The organism is Streptomyces sp. NPDC029164 (assembly GCF_055563995.1).
The window spans coordinates 20,675-37,301 of record NZ_JBVHWW010000030.1 but is presented as its reverse complement, the minus strand read 5'-3'; the positions used below and the strand labels follow the sequence as shown (position 1 = coordinate 37,301).

Below are 16,627 nucleotides of genomic sequence, written 5' to 3'. Positions count from 1 at the left end.
GGGGGGGGGAATAGAGGCGCGCTCGGAGGGGATTGCGAAAAGTAAGCAACCCAGGTCCCCCCCCCCCTCCCCCCCCCCCCCCCTTCCCCCCCCCCATGCCGACAGGCGGCGGTCAGCAGTCCGGACGGGATCCGTCCAGGACCGCGTTCACGGACACGAAGTACTCCTTGACCGCGGAGTACGAGACCCTGAGCAGGGTCGGATTCCCGTCCACTTCCTTGCGAAAGCACATGTCGGCGAGCGGGATGCCGGGGGTGAGCTTCGGGCGTGACCCGGTGGCTTTCCAGCCCGCGGCCGGAGCCGCGGCCCAGTAGTGGTCGACCACCTTCTCGGGATCGCCGTCGTAGGTGTAGTACGTGTCGGCGACCAGCCAGACTTCGGTGCCGCTGTCGTCCAGGCACTCGGCCCCGCTCCCGCCCGGGACGGGGGCCGCCCCGGCCGGTGCCGGCGGAACGGCGACGGCCGAGACCTGCGCCAGGCGAGCCACGCCCTTGGGCTCGTCACACTGCCCTTCGGCACCGATCAGCAGCGTGGCGGCCCAGTACAGCCCACCGCCCGCCAAGGCGAGTGCCACGGCGCACGCTGCGCCGACGAGCAGCTTCGTCGAGCCGCGCATGCCGGAATCCGTAGCGTTCACGGAGCAACCACCTTACTCATCCCGCCGGCCAGCCTCGTCGGTAGTAGTAAGCCCCGACGTAGAAGAGGTTGATGAACAACGTTCCACGCAGGTACCAGCGCCACATGACGTAGGCGTTCCAGGAATTCGACGCGAACTGCCTCGCGATCCAGTTGTTGTGCTGGTCCTTCCCGGTATCACACTTGTACCGCGTGCACGTCTCGCCCCACTCGTGGGCGTCGCCGAGCCGCTTGGCCGCCCGCGCCCCGTGGAAGCGGGAAGCGCGGCCGGGCCCCTACCCGCTGCGTTCAGCAGGCGTGGCCGTCGCGGTCGGGGTCGAGGCGCAGCGGGTCGCTGCCGTTGACCTTCAGCCGCTTCGGGTACTTGTGGGAGGCCAGCCAGTCACAGCGGGCCTTGGACGTCTCCTTCACCTCGGCCGGGAAGCGGGTCGGCACGCACACGTTGACCGTCCCGTAGTGCCGGTCGCAGCCGGCCACGCCGGGCGCGACCGGTACGGAGTCCCGCTTGGCCGGGTTCTGCTTGGCCGGCCCGAGCTTGTCCGCGAAGGAGTGCTCGTGCGCGGACGGCTGTTCCTGGGTGGCCGCCAGGGCCGACGGACCGCCCAGGTGCACCCAGGTGGCGATGGACGGGACGCCGTTCGCGTCGACCGCGAAGAGCATGTACCAGCCGGGCGGAGCCAGGTTGGGGTTGCTCGTCACGTTGAGGTCGATGGTGTTCCCGTCGACGGTCATCGGCAGGTCCACGAACCGCTGGTTGGGGTCCGAGGAGTGGGTGACCGCGGCCGGACGGATCAGCTCCGCCTTGGCGACCGGGCGGTTGACGGTGATCCGCTGCGTGTCCCCGTACACCCACTGCGTGTCGATCACCGAGGTGATCTGCGGGCGGGCGCCCTTGAACAGGTACGGCGGGGTGTAGATCGACACGTTGTGGTTGTAGGTGCCGTTGCCCGGGTTGTCGCCGACCGACATGACCCGGCCGTCCGGCATCAGGAACGACGCCGAGTGGTAGGTCCGCGGGATCGGGTCGGTGGCGAGGCCCGGCTGGTAGGTGTTGGTCGTCGGGTCGAAGAAGGAGGCCTCGAAGACCGGGTCGGCCCGGTCGTGCAGCCCGCCGCCGGTCTCCAGCACCTTGCCGTCCGGGAGCAGCACCGCGGACACGTACATCTTGCCCTCGGCGCCGGTCTGCGGCCGCTTGCCCGTACCCGTGTCGACCAGTCCCTGCGGGAGGTCCGGGCCGGCCGTGTAGCCGGGGCTCGGCTTCTTCAGGTCGATGATGTCGGTGATCCGGTTCGCGGCCGGGTTGGTCTCGTTGTTGCCGCCGCCGATGGTCAGGACCCGCTGGTCCTGCGCCGGGGGCAGCAGCACGCTCGCCGACTCGTCGCGCTGGTCCTTGTTCCGCAGGCCCGGCACGTCGGTGATGGTGTTGGCGCCGTAGTCGTAGATCGAGGCGCCGGTGCCCGGGGTGCCGTTGCCGAAGGTGTGGCTGCCCGAGTAGAACAGCCGCCCGTCCTGCATGAGGATCATCGACGGGTACAGGCCCCAGTACGACCAGGTCTGGTTGACCTCGTTCATCGGGAGCCACTTGTTCTGCGCCGCCGAGAACTTCTCCGCGGTCACGTTGCCGGTGGAGTCCTCCTTCAGCCCGCCGAAGGAGATCACGTCACCGTTGCCGAGGACCGTCGCCGACGGGTACCAGTGCCCGCCGTTCATGTCGTTCGTCTTCGCGTAGGCCTCGGTCGCCGGATCGAAGACGTAGCTGTCCTTCAGCCCCTGGTAGCCGATCGTGCCGTCGGCGGACGGGTACCCCTTGTTGCCGCTCATCACCAGCACCCGGCCGTCCGCCAGCTGCACGTGGCCCGCGCAGAACATGTCCACCGGCGTCGGGATCGTCTTGAAGGTGCCGTTCGCCGGGTTGTAGACGGCCGAGGTGAAGGTGCCCGCGTTGAACTGGGCGATGTCGTTGCCCGAACCCGCGATCAGCAGCACCTTGCCGTTCTTCAGCACGACGGCGTGCATCGAACGCACCGGGTTCTTGGCCGGGATCACCTCCCACTTGCCCTTGGCGCACTCCTCCGCCGTACCCGAGCAGACCGGCTGCGGCGGCGGCGCGCCCACCTCCTCCAGCGCGTAGTCGTCGGTGGTGAGCGTGCCCACCCCGTAGACCGACAGCCCCCACGCGATCTTGTCGGTGTTGGGCGGAACGGCCGGCGTACGGACCTCCGTACGCGCCCAGCCGGCACTGACGGGCGGATTCTGCAGGTCGGTCCAGTACTGCCAGCCGGCCGTCGTGTCGCGGCGGAACACCGTCACCGACACGTCCGGGGTGTCCGACTTGTACCAGGCGGACAGGTCGTACTGCTTCCCCGGGGTGACGGTCGGGGCGCACGTGCTGTTCTCGGTGACCAGGGCCTTGCGGTCGCCGTCCACGCGGCGCGTGAGGGAGACCTTCATCGCCTTGGTTCCGGTGTGCGCCTCGGCCACGGTGGCGAAGGTGAAGTCGTTGTCGCCCCAGCCGGACCTGGACCAACAGGACGGCATGTCGGCGCCGGCCGGGCCGGCCGTCTCGAAGCCGGGATTGGAGAGCAGATTGGGCGGACCGGCCGTGGCCTGCTGCGGTGCGGTGAGCAGCAGGCCCGCGGTCATCGCCCCGACGGCGAGCAGGGCGGCCCGCCGCCCTGCTCGCCGTCGGATCGTCAGACGCATGGAAAGGATCCCTTCTGTGCGGCTCAACTCCTGGAGTGGCGGCCCGCCTTGGGCGGGGCGCCGGAGGTACGCGAACGGCGCGACGTACGTGACGTACGTGACGTGCGCGGCAGATAGACCAGGGCCTCGGTGGCCGCGAACCGCAGGACGAAGGTGGTGACCAGCGCGAGAGCGGTGGCCGGCAGCACCTCCATCCCGAACCGCGCGACGAACACCGCGATCAACGGGATGCGCAACAGCAGATCGGCATTGGCCAGCAGGGCGAAGCGCCCCACCCGGTCCGCCCAGTGGCGGTGCCGGCGCCGGTCACGGAAGAGCAGGGTCTCGATGAGGAGGAAGTTCCACAGCACCCCCGCCTGGTTGGCGACGATCTCGGCGGGGAGGTAGTGCATCCCGGCGTGCGTGAGCAGCCAGAGCGCGGCCAGGTTCGGGACGAAACCGGAGAGCCCGATCAGCCCGAAACCGATCATGCGGGCCAGCGGGGTCGCGGAGCGCAGCGCGGCGAGGTGCGCGAGGAAGCGCATGCCCTCGCGGGCGGTGGACTTGGACTCCCCCGAGAAGCGGTCCTGGAAGACGAACGGCACCTCGGCGACCTTGCGCGGACGGCAGCGCACCGCCAGCTCCAGCAGGATCTTGTAGCCGAGCGGCTTCAGCGCGTCCGCGGTGACGGCCGAGCGGCGCATCGCGAAGAAGCCGCTCATCGGATCGCTGATCCCGCGCAGCGCCCGCGGGAAGAGGCCCTTGGTCAGCCAGGTCGCCCCGCGGGAGACGGCGATCCGGTAGCTCCCGGCGAGTCCGGCCCGGCTGCCGCCGGCGATGTAGCGGGAGGCGACGACCAGGTCCGCGCCGGTGCGCTCACCCTCGCCGACGAGCTCGGGCACCAGGTGGGGCGGGTGCTGGAGGTCGGCGTCCATGACGACGATCCAGTCGGTGTCCGACCACTCTTCGCCCATGGCCAGCACTCCCTCGACGACGGCGCCGCCGAGGCCGCCCTCGGCCACCTCCCGGTGCAGGACGGAGACCGGGAACGGATGGTCGGTGGCGGCCTTCTCGATCGCGGCGGGGGTGTCGTCCGTGGAGTCGTCCACGAACAGCACGGCGCAGGGCAGGTGGTCGGGGAGCGCGTCACCGAGCCGGCGCAGCAACTCGGCCACGTTCCCGGACTCGTTGAAGGTGGGGACGATGAGGGTGACGCTGCCGGTCAGGGCCTGCGGAGCGGCAAGCTCCGCATCGATCGGGGCAGGGAGGGACCACAGGTCCTCGCTCATGGTGACTCAGCTCCCACTCGTGCGGTCGGCGCGGTCGGTCCCGGCGGCGCGGTCGGTCCCGGCGGCGCTGCCGGTCCCGGCGGTCCTGTCGGTCCTGTCGGTCCGGCGGATCTCGATGCGGTCCTCGCCCGACCCGAAGACGGCCACCACGCTCGAATGCTCCAGCGCGGCCTTCACCGTGGGCAGGTCCACCGCGTCGCGGCGCACCGTGGGCGAGGAGACCACGTAGTCGATGTCCTGCCAGCCGCGCGGCAGGGTCTTGGTGACGGCGGGGTCGAGGTCGGCCTTGTAGAACCAGATGGCGCCCGGGCCCGGCTCGAAGCCGTGGTGCACGGCGTCCAGCCACAGCGCGTCGTCGAGCAGCACCCGGGTCCGCGCCGGATCCTCGACCTCGCTGCCGAGCCAGGCCGCGGCCTGCCGGTACGGGGCGTTCGCGTCGACGGTGAGCGCGGTGCGGTTGCCGTCGTACCAGCGCGGCAGCACGTACACCGCGGCGCACGCGGCGAGCACGCCGAGCACCGCCCAGCGCACCCACACCTGCGCCCTGCGCTCCCCCGGGCCGCGCCGGCGGCGCAGCACGGCGTGCGTGACGCTCGCCGCGCCCCCGGCGAGGACGAGCGCGAGGAACGGCAGCGCCTGGATCACGTACATCGCCGGGAGGTAGCCGGAGGGCCGCATCGCGACGGCGGCGAGGATGACGGCGGCGAGCGCCGGGCCGGCGAGCGCCCGGGCGGTGACGGACCAGCGGTAGGTGGCCAGCAGCAGGACGGCGCCGGCCAGGCCGCCGAGCGGCAGGACGGTGTCGTAGTACAGCCAGGACCGCAGCACGCCGTTCGAGCCGGTCCCGGCGTCGAGGATGAAGCCGGAACCCGGGCGGCTCATCTGGTAGGTGATGCCGTCGATCAGCGAGACGTGCCCGGAGCCGGGCAGCAGCTCGCTGTTGAGGAGGGCGTACAGCGGGTACGAGAGCCCGATCAGCGCGCAGGCGGTGACGGCTCCGGTGACGGCGAACTTGCGGGTGTCGCGGTGACTGTGGCGCCACATCGTCACCAGCAGCGCCGGCAGCACCACCAGCATCGTCTCCTTCGTCAGGACGGCGGTGGCGGCCGCCAGCCCGGACCCGAAGTGGTGCCACAGGTGCCGGCTCGGCGACGCGGCGAGGCAGAAGGCCAGCAGCATCCACATCACGGCGAGGTTGTCGAGGAAGATCTCGCGCTGGAGGACGACGGAGAGCGGGGACAGCCCGAAGAGCGCCATCGCCAGCCCGGCCGCCCAGCGCGGCAGCCACAGCCGGCGCGCGAGGACGTACATCAGCACGGCGGAGGCGGCGGAGACGGCGAGCATCGCGAAGCGCATCGACGCCACGGTCATCGAGTCGGGCACGAAGAGGGACGGCAGGTACGTCAGGCCCGCGACCTGGATCCAGCCGAGCGGCGGATGGTCGTACCAGTACGTGTAGTGGGCGAGGCCGTCGCCCTGCTGGACGGCCCACGCCTGGGCGAGGTAGGTGCCCTCGTCGTCGCTCAGCGTCGGGAAGTGGGTGATGTTCCAGCCCTGGACGAGCAGGATCACGAGCAGCAGCGCCCCGCACAGCAGCAGGTCGGGGCGGGAGGAGCGGAACCGCACGAGCGGTCGGACGGGGGCGGCGGGGCGGACGCCGAGTCCCCCGGCGGGGCTGCGCGGGGCGGGGACGGTGAGGGTCTCGGTCTCGGGCTGGGGATCAGTGGCCGTGGGCAGCGTGGCGGTCACTGGCGGCTGTCCTCTCGGATCGCGGCGGAGGCGGACGCGGAGGCGGAGACTGCGGCGGGGACTGCGGCGGGGACTGCGGTGGCGGCGGTCGCGGTGGTGCCTGTCGCGGTGGTGCCTGTCGCGCCCGTCAGGTGGGCGCCGGTGTGGCTCGTCAGCTCCCACTCGTTGCGGCCGCGCTGCTCGCGCCAGACCGCGCGGATCGCCGCGCCCGCGAGCATCACCTGGTAGAACGGGCCGCCGACGACGAGCTTGACGTAGTGCACGAAGCGGACGCGCAGGCCGTACTGCCGGCCGAAGTCGTGCAGGCCGACGATCTCGAAGACGAAGGTCACCATCGCCGTGATCATGGGGAGGAAGGTGATGATCGCGATGCCCACCGGTACGTCGAGGAAGACCGCGACGGCGAAGTTGAGCGGGATGATCACACCCGACGCGGCCTGCATGAACGGCGTCATCAGCGTGTAGCGGGCCAGCCAGCGCTGACCGCGCCCCGGCAGCTGCTGCCAGTCCTTCTTCCGGTACACCTGGAGGAACCCCTGGTTCCAGCGGGTGCGCTGCTTGAGCAGGCTGACCAGCGAGCCGGGCGTCTCCTCGCGGGTGACCATGTCGGAGTCGTACGCGACGACCACCTTCTTGCCGACCGACGACAGCCGCACCCCGAGATCGCAGTCCTCGGCGAGGCAGTCCTGGTCCCAGCCGCCCGCCTCGCGCAGCACCTCGGTGCGGACGAAGACGGTGTTGCCGCCCAGGGGGATGAACCCCTTCTCGGCGTGCAGGTGCAGCCGGGAGCGGAACCAGAAGAAGTACTCCAGGCAGTTGCGCAGGCTGTACCAGCTGGAGTGGAAGTTGATGAGCTGGACCCCGCCCTGGACCACGTCGGCGCCGGTGGAGCGGAAGGCGTGGTCGACGTGGGCGAGCAGCTCGGGGTGGACCTGGTCCTCGGCGTCGAAGACCCCGACGATGTCGCCGCGGCAGGACGGCAGGGCGGTGTTGAGGGCCTTCGGCTTGTTCTTCGTCTCGTGGTGGTCGACGACGACCCGTACGCGGGCCGGCTCGCGGGCGGCGGCCCGTTCGGCGACGGCGGCGGTCTCGGGGTCGTCGTGCCCGACGATCACGATGATCTCGTAGTCGGTGTGGCTCGACTCCAGGAGCCGGTCGATGGTGTGCTCCAGCACCGCCTGCTCGTGGCGGGCGGGCAGCAGCAGCGAGAAGGCCAGGCGGCCCTCCCCGTCAGGACGGTCGAAGCGGGTGGAGGCGAGCACCTCGGGGGTCCGCCACGCGTGCATCTGCCACCAGAGCGTGAACGCGGCCATCCAGAAGAGCGCCAGCGAAATGACAACAATGAACACAGATGTGTACAAAATGTCCCCCACAGACCCGCCGCCCCCCGGCGGCGATCAGCAAACCCCCCGGGAGCGCACGGCGGGCCCCCCGGCCCGCTGCTCCCGCTTCCCCCTTGCGCGCACCCCCCAGTGCGCCATCCCGGTGGCTCCCGAACGGAGTGACTCACCAACGACACGAGACTAGGCAGCGAACATGACAGTCAGGAGCAGCGCAGATAAATGGCACGTTTCTGAACTGATGTATGACAACCGGAATTGACGGTACTCCGTCCTGTTCAGGGACGAACCGTGCCCAACTGCTCCGCCAGCTCGATCGGATCCGTCGTAGGCCGCGCGCAGACGAAATGTCGACAGACATACGCCGTCGGAAGGTCGCGTACGAGTGTGCGCTCGGCAAGAAGGGGGAACTCACCGCCGCTGCCGTCCGCCGCACGCGGCAGACCCACCGCCACCACCGCACCAGGAGCCGTCCCCAGCAACGCCGTCCGGTGCAGCTCCGCGAACGAGGGATCCTCCGGATGGCCGACGACCGCCACCTCGCGCGGCCCGTCCAGCAGCGCCTCGGCGACCGACAGCCCGTGCCCGATGAAACGCGGCACGCGCGGACCGAGTGCGTGCACCACCCCGAGCGCCCGCTCGGCCGCCGTCCGGTGAGCCTGCGACCCGGTGTGCGCGGCGTACGAGAGCAGCGCGCCCGCGGCCGCCGTCCAGCCCGACGGGGCGGCCGTGTCGGTCGGGTCCTGCGGCCGCCGGATGAGCCGCTCGGCGTCGTGCGCCGTGTCGTACAGCGACCCGTCCTCGGCGGTGAACTGGTCCAGGACCAGATCGACGAGGAACCCGGCGAATTCCAGCCAGACGCCCTCGCCCGTCACGGACGCCAGTGCGAGGAAGCCGTCCGCGACGTCGCCGTAGTCCTCCAACACCCCCGCGTTCGGTCCGGCCTGACCGGCCTTGCTGGTCCGGGCGAGGCGGGCCTTGCCGTCCATGTGCACGCGCACCAGCAGATCGGCCGCCTCCGTCGCCCGCTCCACCAGGTCCGGCCGCTCGAAGTACGCCCCGCACTCGGCGAGCGCGGCGATCGCCAGCCCGTTCCACGCGGCGACGATCTTGTCATCGCGGCCGGGCGCCGGCCGGCCGCCCCGCGCGGCCAGCAGCCGCTCCTTGATGCCGGCGAGCCTGCCCGCCTCCACCGCGGGCCCGTCCTGGGGCAGTTGCAGCACGGACTTCCCGTGCTCGAAGGTCCCCTCCTCCGTCACGCCGAAGTACGCGGCGGCCAGATCCCCGTCGTCCTCCCCCAGCACCTCCCGCAACTGCGCCGGCGTCCAGGCGTAGTACGCGCCCTCCACGTGCGCGCCGCTGGCCGGGTCCTCACTGTCGGCGTCGAGCGCGGAGGCGTAACCGCCCTGGTCGGTGCGCAGTTCGCGGACCATGAAGTCGGCGGTCTCCAGGGCGACCCGGCGCGCGAGGTCCGAGCCGGTGGCCCGCCAGAGGTGCGCGTAGACCCGGCAGAGCAGCGCGTTGTCGTAGAGCATCTTCTCGAAGTGCGGGACGACCCACTCCCGGTCCACGGAGTACCGCGCGAACCCGCCGCCGAGCTGGTCGTAGATACCGCCCCGGGCCATGGCCTCGCACGTGTCGGCGGCCATCTGCAGCGCACCCTCGGACCCGGTTCGGGCGTGGTTGCGCAGCAGGAACTCCAGCACCATGGACGGCGGGAACTTCGGCGCCCCGCCGAACCCGCCGCGCACGGCGTCGTACTCCCGCGTCAGCCCGAGCAGCGCCTGCGTGAGCTCCTCGGGCCCGGGGGTGCCGGCCTTCCCGTAGTCCAACTCGCGCCCGGCCAGGTCCTGTACGATCCGCCGCGCGACCTCGGCAACCTCCTCGGGCCGCCCCACCCAGGCGGTCCGCACCCCTTCGAGCACCTGCATGAAGGAGGGCATCCCGTGCCGGGGCTCGGGCGGGAAGTAGGTACCGAAGTAGAACGGCTCGGCGTCGGCGGTGAGGAAGACGGTCATGGGCCACCCGCCCTGCCCGGTGGCGGCCTGCACGGCCTCCATGTAGACGGCGTCGACATCGGGCCGCTCCTCGCGGTCCACCTTGATGTTGACGAAGTGCTCGTTCATGTAGGCGGCGGCCAGTTCGTCCTCGAAGGACTCGTGCGCCATCACATGGCACCAGTGGCAGCTGCTGTAGCCGACGCTCAGCAGGACGGGCACCCCGCGCTCCCGCGCCTCGGCAAAGGCCTCGGGCGACCACGGCCACCAGTCGACGGGATTGCCGGCATGCTGGAGCAGGTAGGGCGAGGTCTCGTTCGCAAGGCGATTCGGCATGATCCCATCCTGCCGCACGGGATCCGGTCACCGCCGCAGGAGCGGCGCCAGGTCGCGGATCCAGGTGTCGCGGGTGCGGGGCCAGGTGGTGGCGCAGGGCTCGCGGGCCGGGGTGGCGAGGGGCGGGTGGCGGGTGGGGGCCTCGGCGTGGACGGCGCAGCGGTGGGCTTCCGCGCGGGTGGCGTTCGGGGCGTGTTCGTCTTCCGGGTCGGGGTCGGGGTCGGCGGCTGCCGCGAGGTCGTAGGCGCGGGCGGCGGTGAGGAGGGTCTCCTCAGTAGAACGGCTCGGCGTCGGCGGTGAGGAAGACGGTCATGGGCCACCCGCCCTGCCCGGTGGCGGCCTGCACGGCCTCCATGTAGACGGCGTCGACATCGGGCCGCTCCTCGCGGTCCACCTTGATGTTGACGAAGTGCTCGTTCATGTAGGCGGCGGCCAGTTCGTCCTCGAAGGACTCGTGCGCCATCACATGGCACCAGTGGCAGCTGCTGTAGCCGACGCTCAGCAGGACGGGCACCCCGCGCTCCCGCGCCTCGGCAAAGGCCTCGGGCGACCATGGCCACCAGTCGACGGGATTGCCGGCATGCTGGAGCAGGTAGGGCGAGGTCTCGTTCGCAAGGCGATTCGGCATGATCCCATCCTGCCGCACGGGATCCGGTCACCGCCGCAGGAGCGGCGCCAGGTCGCGGATCCAGGTGTCGCGGGTGCGGGGCCAGGTGGTGGCGCAGGGCTCGCGGGCCGGGGTGGCGAGGGGCGGGTGGCGGGTGGGGGCCTCGGCGTGGACGGCGCAGCGGTGGGCTTCCGCGCGGGTGGCGTTCGGGGCGTGTTCGTCTTCCGGGTCGGGGTCGGGGTCGGCGGCTGCCGCGAGGTCGTAGGCGCGGGCGGCGGTGAGGAGGGTCTCCTCGCCCTCCGGGCGGCCGCGCAGCAGCATCAGCCGGGCGAAGTCGTCGGCGGCGTCCTCCTCGGCGCGGGCCCCGTTGTCCGGGAGGTCCAGTGCGTCCACGAGGGCGTGGCCGGCTTCGTGGTAGAGCGTCTCGCGTACGACCTCGGCGAGTTGGTCGTCCGCCGTGGGGGAGCCCGCCCGCTCGAACAGTGCGCGTTCCTCGGCCAGGTCGTCGTAGCAGAGCTCGATGCGCTGCGTGGCGGGGTCGTAGCCGGTGCCCTCGCCGGAGCAGGAGCGGGCGACGACGGTGACGGGGTGGGGGAGGGCGAGGTAGGCGTTGAGGTCCGCGAGTACGGGGGCGGCGACGGCCCGGTCCCGCAAGAAGCGGTGTGCGGGCCTGTCCGTGGCGGCCGGTTCTTCGTAGCGGAGTGCGAAGCCGTCCATCGGTTGCGGCTCCGGTTCCGTCGACAGGCATCCTGTCGTCACCGGCAGCAGCGCGGCGGCGCACAGTGCCAGGGTGCCCCACCGTCTGGTCATCGGGTCAGGGTAGACCCCTGATGTTCATCAATTGCGTTCTCTTTCACTCTGGTTAGCTCTGATCTCGCTCAGATTCCCTCGCGTTCGTCTCTCTCACGCACGACACTTGGGGATCGACTCGACCGGAGCTCTCTGAGGGGGATGCCGATGCGGGACAGCCATCGAGGTGAGGCCGAGCAGCTGCTGGGGCGGGCCGTGGACGAGGCGGCTCGGCAGGCGGCGGGTGCGGCGGTGGACAGAGCGGCGCTGCTGGCGCGGGGCAAGGAGGCCCTGGACGCGCTCGCCGCGAGTGCGGCCCCCGAGTACGAGGCGTACGTACGGGCCCTGGACGAGGCCGCGGCCGGGGACGAGTCGCTCGGTGAGGCCTTCCGGCGCGGCAACACCTCGACGGCGGCCCTCGTGACGGCGGTCGCCGCGGCCGCCGCCGTCGGGGCGGACCTGTCGTTCGGCGTCGCGGCCGGCACGGCCCTGACCGTGGGCGCGGTCGTGGGCATCGCGGGGGCGGTGGCGACGGTGGCGAAGGTGACGGCCCTGCACCTGCCCGCCGCGAACCGGCGGGCCGGTGAACTGGGCCGCCCCGGCGGGCCGGAGCAGCTGAGGCTGCAGTGGCTGTCGGCGCTGGAGGTGCGCGGGATACGCCCCTTCCTGGAGCAGCAGCGCGCGGTGGCCGCGGCGGCGCGAGCGGCGCGGCCGGTGGCCCGGCCCGCGGCCCTGGCCCCTCCGCTGCGCGGTACGGACCGCAGTGCGGAGGCCCGGCGGCGCAGTGCGCTGGAGCAGTCGTTCGGGCAACTCCCGGAGCCGTCCGGGCCGTTCGTGGGCCGGCGTGCCGAGCTGACGCGGATCGCGCAGTGGGTGCAGGCGGCGCGGGCCAGTACGGAGACCCGCCCGGTGGTCGTGGTGCTGCACGGCGAGCCGGGAGCGGGCCGTACGGCGCTGGCGCTGCGGGCGGCGCACGCGCTGCGGGACCAGTTCCGCGGCGCCTGCGTGGTGGACCTGCGGGGCGGGTCCACGGGCGGGGACCCCGGGGAGGCGCCGCTGTCGACGCGGGAGGCGCTGCTGCACCTGATGAACCGGCTGGGGGCGCCGCGCGAGCAGTTGCTCTTCCGCGAGGGTGCCTCGGCGGAGCAGCAGGTACGGCGCCTGGGCGAGCTGTACCACCAGCACCTGCAGGGGCTGCCGGTGACGGTGCTGCTGGACGACGCGGTGGACGCGGCGCAGGTGCGGATGCTGGTTCCGGAGCGTTCGGAGAGCCTGGTGCTGGTGACGGCGCGGGAGCCGCTGGAGCTGCCCGCGGACCTGGCGGCGTGGGTGTACCGGCTGCCGGTGGAGCGGCTGGCGACGGACGAGGCGACGGAGCTGGTGGGAGCGGCCGGGGCGGGGGCCGAGGCGACGGGCGGGGCCGAGGCCGGCACCGGGGCCCGTGCCGCCGCTGCCGTGGTGGAGCTCAGCGGCGGGCTCCCGCTCGCCCTGCGCATGCTGGCCCCGCTGGTCCGTGACGGCGCCGCGGTCCCCGCGGCGGACGGCGCGCATCCGGTGGAGGCCGCCCTGCGCGCCGCCGACGCCCGTCTCGCCGAGCCCGCGCGGCAGCTGCTGCGGCGCCTGCCCCTGGCCGGGCGGGCCTCCCTCGGCGGTGCGGCGGCGGCCGCGCTGGCCGACGTACCGGAGCAGGCGGCGCTGCGGACGCTGGAGGAGCTGTGGGAGGCCGGGCTGATCGAGCGGGTGCGCGGCCAGCGGTTCCGGATGCACGACGCGGTGCGCGCGTACGCGGCGCGGCGGTCGGCTGCGGACGAGGACCGGGCCGGGGCCGCGGCGGCGCACGAACGGCTGATCCGCAACTACGCGCAGCTCGCGGACTCGGTGATCCGGATGGTCGACGGGAAGATGTCGACGCGGGCGAACCAGTTCGGCGGCCACGGCTTCGTGTCGCTGGACGCGGCGCTGCGCTGGCTGGACGACGAGTCGAGCTTCATCACGGCGGCGCTGCGGTATTCGGAGGGGGTGGACCAGCAGGCGGTGCTCGACCTGCTCGGCGCTCTGTGCGACTTCTGCCTGCTGCGCGGGGACCTGTACCGGCTGGGCGAGATCGACGAGCTCACGCAGGCCGTGGAGGCGGGTCGGAAGGGGCTGGAAGGGCAGGCGGGGCAGCAGGGGCGGCTGGTCCGGTCGGTCCAGTGGCGTACGGGTATCGCGGCGCGGCAGCTGGGCGAGCTGGACAAGGCGCGCACGACGCTGACGTCGGTGGTGGACCAGTACATGGAGGCCCATCAGGAGGCGGGGGCGGCGATGGCCCTGGTCTCGCTCGGCATCACCCTGCACCACCAGGGCAATCTTCCCGAGGCCGCGGCCCGCATCCGTGAGGCGCTCGTGCTCCAGGAGCCGGCGGAGCTGGCGGGCGACCGGGCCTGGGGCCTGCACGCGCTGGCGGCGGTGGAGCGGGACCTGGCGCACCTGGCGGAGGCGACGCGGCTGCTGGAGGTCTCGCTGGCCCTGCACCGGGAGAGCGAGAGCGTGCACGGCGAGGCGTGGGCGCACTTCCAGCTGGGGCAGGTCCACCTGCGGTTCGGGGACGTGGGGCGGGCGGAGGAGGAGCTGCGGCTCGCCCTCGACCTGTACGGGCGTACGCGCGACGACCGCGGCGAGGCCTGGGCGCTGACCCAGCTGGGGCGGGCGCGGGTGGTGGCCGGGGATCCGGGGCCGGCGGTGGAGCGGCTGCGGGAGGCGCTGGCCCGGCACCGGGAGGCGGAGGACGCGCGCGGCGAGGCGTGGACCCAGTACTACCTGGGGCAGGCGCTGGAGGTGGGCGGCGGCCGCGACGAGGCGGTACGGGAGCTGGAGCGGGCGCGGACGATGTTCTCGCGGATGCGGGACGTGTACGGGCTGGCGCACGCGCGCCACCATTCGGGCCGGGTGACGCGCGACCAGCGGGCGGCGCAGACGGGCAACCTGCGCAACTCCGGCTTCGCCCGTCAGCTGCTGGTGGACGCGCGGGCGGATTTCCGGCGGATCGGGCTGGCGCACGGCGAGGCGTGGACGTGCCTGGAGCTGGCGGTGATCGACGCGGGCAACGGGCGGCTGTCGCAGGCGCTGGGTCTGTGCGAGGAGGCGGTGCGGCTGTTCATCTCGTACGGGGACCGGCGCGGGGAGGACTGGGCCCGCTTCCTGCGGTGCACGATGCTGCCGTACGCGGTGCCGGGCGCCCCGGAGGAGGCACGGGCGGAGCTGGCCCGGCTGGCGCAGTCGGCGCATCCGGCGCGGGACGGCCGGCTGGAGGACTGCCTGGAGACCTACGGGGTGATCCTGGGGCGCGGTGTGGACCCGTCGGAGGGCTGGCAGGCATGGCGGCTCGGCCTCGTCCCGAACCTCCACTCACGCGAGATCATGGGCGTCCCGCGGGCGGCGTGAGCGCCGGTCGGCTGCGCCGCTCGGGCCGGGGTGCGGGGGGGCCGGTTGTGCCGGGGTCGGGTGCGCGCCGGGGTGTCTCCTCGGGCGCCGAACGTGTCGGGGGGTCGGATTGATCGGCCTTGTTGTGTTCGGCGCCCTGCGGGGATCACCCCGACACACACCCGCCCCCGGCCCAACCGGCCGGTTTGAACCCGCCTCGCCGCACGAATTCAGCCCCGCCGGCGTTTGAGGCGCGGCCCCAGCAGTGGAGCCGCGCGTCGGGACTGCTGCGAACCGGCCGGCCAGGCCAAGGGCAACGGGTGGAGACGGGCTACGCCCGGGAGGCGTCCTCGCCCGGGGTGGCGGCCGAGGGGGCCGCCGGCTCGGGGGCCTCCTGGAAGTTCACCCGGCCCATGTGCCGGTTCATCGACTTCATCAGGGCCCACACGCCGACGGCGAGGGCCGCGAAGACGACGAAGCCGAGGAGGCCGGGCGTCACCTTGTTCTTGTCGAAGGTGTCACCCGCCAGCGGGAGGAGCTGGGTCAGTGCTGCCTGCGTAGCGCTCATAGCTACGCATTCTCCCGGATGCCCGCGAAGAGGTCGGACTCGGGGAGGGAAGTGTCGACGAGCGACTTCGCGAGCTCGTACTCCTCCGTGGGCCAGACCTCCTTCTGGACGTCCATCGGGACGCGGAACCAGCCGCCGTCCGGGTCGATCTGCGTGGCGTGCGCGATGAGCGCCTTGTCACGGATCTCGAAGAAGTCGGCGCACGGCACGTGGGTGGTCAGGGTCCGCTCCTTGCGCTCGAACTCCTTCCACCGCTCCAGCCACTCGCCGTAGGGGGACTCCATGCCGCGCGCGAGCAGCGCCTCGTGCAGGGCGATGGTGCGCGGCTTGTTGAAGCCCTGGTTGTAGTAGAGCTTCTGCGGCTGGTAGGCCGGGCCGAACTCGCCCTCGGGGTACTTCTCGGTGTCGGCCGCGCCGTCGAAGGCCACCATCGTGATCTTGTGGGTCATGATGTGGTCGGGGTGCGGGTAGCCGCCGTTCTCGTCGTACGTGGTGACGACCTGCGGCTTGAAGGCGCGGATCTTCTTCACCAGCTCCCCGGCGGCCTCGTCGACGTCCGCGAGCGCGAAGCACCCCTCGGGCAGCGGCGGCAGCGGGTCACCCTCGGGAAGGCCGGAGTCCACGTAGCCGAGCCATTCCTGCTCGATGCCGAGGATCTCGCGGGCCTCGTCCATCTCCTTGGCGCGCACCTCGTGGATGTTCTCCTCGATGTACTTGTCGCCCTGGAGCTTGGGGTTCAGCACGGAGCCGCGCTCGCCACCGGTGCAGGTGACGACCAGCACCGGAACCCCCTCGGACACGTACTTGGCCATGGTGGCCGCGCCCTTGCTCGACTCGTCGTCGGGGTGGGCGTGGACGGCCATCAGTCGAAGCTGCTCGGTCAAGACAGGATCCTCTGCGATTCGGGCGCGACGGTCGGCTTCTATATTGACTCCTCCTCTCAGCAATCGACGACGAGGGGGGATTCCTGACGACCGTCCTTCAGTGGACGAAACGCGAACGCGGAAGGTGAACCGGGCGGGGCCGTCTCTTCGCCTCCCGCCCACGCCGTCACGTGACGAACCTGGAGGCGCCGCCCGCCGGAGCTCCCGGGAACCCCGGCCGCACGAACGAGTGAACGAAAAAACGCAGCGCGCGTTCGATGCCGATCCGATTCCTCTCGGGCCGCGGGGCCATGGCATGCTCCAGTTGTCAGGCGACCGACCGGCGGCGGGACGGGACGCCCCCGCAGA

General features: G+C 72.2%; 10 protein-coding genes and 1 pseudogene. 1 reads left to right on the top strand and 10 read right to left on the bottom strand.

Annotated elements, in window-relative coordinates; genetic code table 11:
* Positions 1-112: 112 nt before the first annotated feature.
* The 8 genes and pseudogenes from ACZ4VT_RS26670 to ACZ4VT_RS26635 form a co-directional block, all read right to left on the bottom strand.
* The gene (locus ACZ4VT_RS26670; RefSeq protein WP_467953301.1) at positions 113-637 is read right to left on the bottom strand and encodes a hypothetical protein; all 525 of its coding nucleotides are present in this window, start codon (positions 635-637) and stop codon (positions 113-115) included.
* Between the two features lie 287 nt (positions 638-924).
* Positions 925-3,339, bottom strand: a complete 2,415-nt coding sequence (locus tag ACZ4VT_RS26665; RefSeq protein ID WP_467953299.1) for a galactose oxidase-like domain-containing protein — start codon at positions 3,337-3,339, stop codon at positions 925-927.
* A gap of 23 nt (positions 3,340-3,362) precedes the next feature.
* Complete coding sequence (locus ACZ4VT_RS26660) at positions 3,363-4,607, bottom strand: glycosyltransferase (protein ID WP_467953298.1); 1,245 nt, start codon at positions 4,605-4,607, stop codon at positions 3,363-3,365.
* 6 nt (positions 4,608-4,613) lie between these two features.
* On the bottom strand, positions 4,614-6,356 hold the full coding sequence (locus tag ACZ4VT_RS26655) for an ArnT family glycosyltransferase (RefSeq protein WP_467953296.1): 1,743 nt from the start codon (positions 6,354-6,356) through the stop codon (positions 4,614-4,616).
* Entirely contained in the window at positions 6,353-7,717 is a 1,365-nt protein-coding gene (locus ACZ4VT_RS26650) for a glycosyltransferase (protein WP_467953295.1), read from the bottom strand. The genes ACZ4VT_RS26655 and ACZ4VT_RS26650 overlap by 4 nt, the downstream gene beginning before the upstream one ends.
* 257 nt (positions 7,718-7,974) lie before the next feature.
* Positions 7,975-10,029 carry a thioredoxin domain-containing protein gene (locus ACZ4VT_RS26645; RefSeq protein ID WP_467953293.1) on the bottom strand — a complete coding sequence of 685 codons (2,055 nt, stop codon included), beginning with the start codon at positions 10,027-10,029 and terminating at the stop codon, positions 7,975-7,977.
* Positions 10,030-10,303: 274 nt separating this feature from the next.
* Positions 10,304-10,657: pseudogene (locus ACZ4VT_RS26640) on the bottom strand (DUF255 domain-containing protein); the annotation flags it as partial.
* Positions 10,658-10,684: 27 nt separating this feature from the next.
* Positions 10,685-11,446, bottom strand: coding sequence for a DUF4344 domain-containing metallopeptidase (locus ACZ4VT_RS26635; RefSeq protein ID WP_467953291.1), 762 nt, complete (start codon positions 11,444-11,446; stop codon positions 10,685-10,687).
* A gap of 147 nt (positions 11,447-11,593) precedes the next feature.
* Between ACZ4VT_RS26635 and ACZ4VT_RS26630 the strand changes: the two genes are divergently transcribed.
* A complete protein-coding gene (locus tag ACZ4VT_RS26630) occupies positions 11,594-14,848 on the top strand; it encodes a tetratricopeptide repeat protein (protein ID WP_467953289.1) in 3,255 nt (1,084 codons plus the stop codon).
* A gap of 310 nt (positions 14,849-15,158) precedes the next feature.
* Here the strand turns inward: ACZ4VT_RS26630 and ACZ4VT_RS26625 are convergent, their stop codons facing one another.
* Both ACZ4VT_RS26625 and mca read right to left on the bottom strand, forming a co-directional pair.
* A complete protein-coding gene (locus tag ACZ4VT_RS26625) occupies positions 15,159-15,395 on the bottom strand; it encodes a hypothetical protein (protein WP_467953287.1) in 237 nt (78 codons plus the stop codon).
* Positions 15,396-15,397: 2 nt separating this feature from the next.
* The gene (gene mca, locus ACZ4VT_RS26620) at positions 15,398-16,279 is read right to left on the bottom strand and encodes a mycothiol conjugate amidase Mca (RefSeq protein WP_037806444.1); all 882 of its coding nucleotides are present in this window, start codon (positions 16,277-16,279) and stop codon (positions 15,398-15,400) included.
* Between the last annotated feature and the right edge of the window lie 348 nt (positions 16,280-16,627).